This window comes from Staphylococcus sp. EG-SA-2, from assembly GCF_017152085.1.
The window spans coordinates 1-676 of sequence record NZ_JACYHC010001151.1 but is presented as its reverse complement, the minus strand read 5'-3'; the positions used below and the strand labels follow the sequence as shown (position 1 = coordinate 676).

The following is a 676-nucleotide window of genomic DNA, read 5'->3' as shown; positions in this document are numbered from 1 at the left end:
TTCAATTAATTGTTGATTCATATCCTTCATCTCCTTAGTTACATCATAAATGATTAATCATTATTTATATTGCCAACAACAGAGATGTTAACCATTAATTTTTTGCAATTTTAGCTTTGAATATAAAAAATCACAAATTATGTATATCAAAATTTGTGATTTGTGATCATTTTATGAACTTGGGTAACGTTTTACTTCAATTAAGTGAATCCCATTCGTAATCATTTTAATGTTTAATGCCAGTGTGTCCGTGATATCTATATCATATACTTCTAATTTCGGAAAACTCATTCGATTAACGTAATCTATAGAGTCCTTGTCCATGCCATGTATCGTATGATGTTTGCGCCAAAGATTAAATAACGCACCATTTTCTTTATCTAAGGTAAAATGTTTAATCTTATACATACCTTCTTCCAAGGCATTAATGTTCAAATGGATCATTTCCGTTGCACGCATATTCATTTGATTGTCCAACGCTAAGTACGGATTAAAATGCTTTGCATCATATAACAATATTTGAAAATTTGAATCAGTTCCCGTGACAATACATGTATCATCAGAATACAAAATATTGCTTGTTAATTTATTAAATAGCAATGCCGTGAAATAGACCGGACGTTTTCCATTATATTGATGAAACAGTTCAATAGAATTCATATAATCCCGTTCATTT

General features: G+C 29.6%; 1 pseudogene. It reads right to left on the bottom strand.

What is annotated here, in order from left to right:
* Nucleotides 1–171: 171 nt before the first annotated feature.
* Nucleotides 172–676 (bottom strand): annotated as a pseudogene (locus IDG60_RS19075) (transcriptional regulator AryK); the annotation flags it as partial.